At 72.3% G+C, this 3,132-nt stretch carries 3 protein-coding genes; all 3 read right to left on the bottom strand.

Annotated elements, in window-relative coordinates; genetic code table 11:
* Nucleotides 1–251: 251 nt before the first annotated feature.
* Nucleotides 252–755: a hypothetical protein gene (locus EHS43_RS41155; protein ID WP_125195626.1), complete on the bottom strand. Its 504-nt coding sequence runs from the start codon at nt 753–755 to the stop codon at nt 252–254.
* An 86-nt stretch (nt 756–841) separates the two neighbouring features.
* The gene (locus EHS43_RS41160) at nt 842–1,606 is read right to left on the bottom strand and encodes a DUF4328 domain-containing protein (RefSeq protein WP_125195627.1); all 765 of its coding nucleotides are present in this window, start codon (nt 1,604–1,606) and stop codon (nt 842–844) included.
* 123 nt (nt 1,607–1,729) lie between these two features.
* Nucleotides 1,730–3,132: glycoside hydrolase family 20 protein (locus tag EHS43_RS41165; RefSeq protein ID WP_260470947.1), on the bottom strand; the 1,403-nt coding region annotated here is incomplete at its 5' end.

A 3,132-nucleotide genomic window follows, 5' to 3' on the forward strand; every position in this document is an offset into this window, starting at 1 on the left:
GCTCCAGCCGTTCGCCCCACTCCTCGGCCCCGGCCTCGTCCGCGAGCCCGGCCCACAGGGGTCGCAGGATCTCGTCGTCGCCACCGAGCAGCGGTACGCACCGATCCAAACAAGCCAACCCGCTGGCGGCCAGTCCGCGTTCGTCGGCCTGGCCGATCAGCTCCACCAGACTCATCCACGCCTCCCTCGCCGAACGGTGTCCCCTCACGGAACCCGCACTTCCCCTTACTGCGCGCGATAACCCGGGAGTGTCACAGGGGCACCACACCGAGCCGGTCGAGCATACGGAAGAAGAGGTTTTCGGCCAATGGGTCGGGGTCCGCGTTCAGAACGTCGAGCAGTGGCTCCTCGGCCACCTCGTGTCCCGCCTCCGCGGCCCAGGCGACGGCCCGCGCGGCCGCGTCCGGGGGTTCGAGGAAGTAGTCCTCCAGGGTCAGCCCGTCCTCGTCGTCCCCGAGGTACCCGGCCATGGCGGCCCGGGCCAGACAGGTCGTCCAGGCCCCGCTCCGCGGCCCCGCCGCCTCCAGGACCACCGAGGCGCTGTCCATGACGTATCCGAAGAGGGCGGGCGAACCGGTCTCCAGGGCCAGGGCGTTCATGTTCCCGACGTCGCCCTCGCCGTTCGCGTACTCCCAGACCTGCCATCCGCCGGGCGCCGACTCGCGCAGCACCATGCCCTCGGCGCCGGCCAGTGCGTCCAGCTCGGCGAGCGGCCGCTCCCCGCGGCCCACGACGAAGTAACCCCAGTAGCCCATCCCCGGTCCCCCCGGCTGCTCGGTGCGGTTGGGGCCCGAATACACCACATGCGTACGTCGGTTGGCAGCAGGAAGGACCGAATCCGTCACAGGGCGACGGGTACCGCCGGTCCCCTGCGGGCCTTCTCGTCCTGCATCCGGGTCAGCCGCAGCACGACGGCGGCGGCGACCAGGGCGGCGACCAGGTCGACACCGTCGGCGAACATCATCTGGGTCATCGTGTCGTGGATCTCCTGGGCGGTGTCGGCCTCCGCGGCCATGTTCGCCAGGAACCGCCCGGCGACGTTCGTCAGCAGCCACAGCGTCCACCAGACGTTGACCAGCGCGTGCCCGGCGGGCTTGCCCTCCGGGCTGCTCGCGTTCCAGACGTCCAGCACGACCCGGCGCGGGTACCAGAGGCTCACGAACGGCACGACCCAGCCCGCGATGACCCAGCCGCGCGCCTTGCTGTGCCCGTCCGGGGCGAACACCTCGGCGTTGACCCGTGCCCGCCAGAGCCAGATCACGAAGACCACGGCACAGGCCAGCAGCACGGCGACCTGCGCGGAAGCGGCCACGCCGGTGAGCGCGTCCGCCAGATCGGCCCGGTCCAGTACGGCGTCCCCGTAGGCTCCCCCGGCGACGTCGCCCGAGACGTCGTACTGCAGGAAGTCCACCCCGAGGGCGAACGCGTCGACGGCCGCGGCCACCGCGAGCAGCACCGCGGTGGCCCGCCCGAGCCCGACCGGCGAGCGCAGCCAGGCCTTCGGGGCACCGGCCGGCGGGGCCTGGAACGCGGGCGCCGCGGCGCACTGGCTGCACAGGACTCCGTCCGGTGCCGCTTCGAAGTGGTGGCAGCGCGTGCAGAGCATGGTGGGGTCCCCCGATACGTGGATGATCAGCAGACCGCGCGGGGCTCTCCCCAGAGCCTCACGCGCGGCATGCGGAACATACGGTCGAGCGGCCCCGTACGTCCACCGGGAATCCCCGGTTCCTCAGTCCAGCCGGTCCGCCAGCGCCTTGAAGCGCGTCCAGGTCAGGGCGGGCGTGCGCGGGTCCCACAGTTTCTGCGCGGTCGCCCGCAGCGGCATCCGGACGCCCGCCGCGACCTGGGCCTGCGTCTGCGCGTTCGGGAAGTCGCCCCACACCGCGAAGGACCCGCCGAGGATCTGGTCGTCGTACGTCGAGGGGACGGCCGCGGTGCCGCGCAGGACGCGGGGCGTCCACTGCTCGTAGATCCGCTGTCCCGTCGGGTAGTAGAACTGGTTGGGCTGCCCGAGGACGTAGTAGAGGAACTCGTCGTTGTAGTTGACGACCTTGCGGCCCGCGCCGAGGTACTCCACGGGCAGCCGGGCGCCGATCTCCTTGCCGGTCCAGTACCCGACCTGGATGTCCTTGGCCGGCTGGACGGACGTGCCCCGGAAGAAGCCGTCGTTCCACGCGCGCGGGGTCTTGCCGTGGGCCCGGACGGTGCGGGCGCGGTCGTTGAGCCAGCCGGTGGTCAGGTCGGCGACGGTGCCGCTGGAGCCGTAGGCCTTGCGGGCGGCGGCGGCGAGCTGGGGGTAGGTCGTCGCCGGGCTGGACACCATCAGCGCGCGGTACTCGTCGCCGCCGAGGTTCCAGTCGGCGCCGGGGAACAGTCCGGCGTACTCGTTCAGCAGGTCGTCCACGATCTTCGCGGACGCGGGCTTGGAGATGTCGACGGTCCCCTGCGGCGCGCTCCCGGCCGCGCTGCGCAACTGGAGCTCGGGGTGCGCGGCGATGACCGCGCCCAGGTGCCCGGGCGAGTCGATCTCCGGTACGACGGTGACGTGCCGCTGCGCCGCGAGCGCGAGGATCTTCTTGACCTGCGCTTTCGTCAGGTGCGTCCGGGAGACGACCTCGGGGTGCGAGTCGGACTGGATCCGGAAGCCCTGGTCGTCGGAGAAGTGGAGACCGAGCTGGTTGTACTTCAGATCGCCGAGCTCACGCACCCGGTCCTCGATCCACCCGGCCGTGTAGGGCTTGCGCGCGATGTCCAGCATGAACCCGCGCACCGGCTTGGCGGGCTCGTCGCGCACCACGCCCTCCGGCGCCGTACCGCCACCGTGCACCTCCTGCTTGAGGGTGCGGGTGCCGTAGAACACCCCCGCGTCGTCCGGCGCGCTGATGGCGACCCGGCCGCCGCGCACGGTCATGCGGTACGACTCCGGGTCCGCGCCCTCGTCGTCGTTGAGCGTGAGGCGCACGTCCCCGGCGCGGACGTCGTCCTTCTGCCCGGCGTACGTCAGCCCCAGCTCACCGGCGAGGAGGCGTCCCTCGTCGGCGAGGCCGGCGTCGTTCACGACCACGCGCAGTCCCGAGGCCGGACGCCAGCCGGGCCCGCGCGCCGGGGTGTGGGCACGCACGGCGGGGATGG

It is taken from the genome of Streptomyces sp. RP5T (genome assembly GCF_003933965.1).
Taxonomy (GTDB): Bacteria; Actinomycetota; Actinomycetes; order Streptomycetales; family Streptomycetaceae; genus Streptomyces.

Bases quoted from the DNA above. Each gene is read 5' to 3' on its own strand.
- EHS43_RS41160 (WP_125195627.1), bottom strand. From the start codon at position 1,606: ATGCTCTGCACGCGCTGCCACCACTTCGAAGCGGCACCGGACGGAGTC.
- EHS43_RS41155 (WP_125195626.1), bottom strand. From the start codon at position 755: ATGGGCTACTGGGGTTACTTCGTCGTGGGCCGCGGGGAGCGGCCGCTC.